Here is a 254-nt window from a genome sequence, read left to right as displayed (position 1 = left end):
AAAAGCGGAAGTTGATCGAACAAGGTTTCGGCTGGGCCAAGACCGTAGGGCGCATGCGCCAGGTGATGGTGCGCGGCTTGAAGAAGGTGGACCAGATGTTCGTGTTGAACATGACGGCCTATAACCTCGTGCGCATGCGATCCCTGGCACAAATCCGCCCATAGTGGCTGGAAAAGGCGGCAATGAGGCCAGAAGCCGGCCTCACAGTGCTTTAAAAAGGTTGATGCGCGTTGAAATTGCACAATGCGAAAGAT

The 254-nt window shown here is 54.3% G+C and carries 1 protein-coding gene; it reads left to right on the top strand.

Translation table 11 applies throughout. From position 1 onward, the window contains the following. The coding region (locus AB3X94_RS42295; protein WP_368614514.1) for a transposase at positions 1 to 164 on the top strand (164 nt) is incomplete at its 5' end. Between the last annotated feature and the right edge of the window lie 90 nt (positions 165 to 254).

Origin of the sequence: Paraburkholderia sp. BR10923, assembly GCF_040948765.1 — a bacterium.
GTDB lineage: Bacteria > Pseudomonadota > Gammaproteobacteria > Burkholderiales > Burkholderiaceae > Paraburkholderia > Paraburkholderia youngii.
Note: the sequence above shows the minus strand (reverse complement) of the source record. Positions and strands in the feature narration are given on the sequence as shown.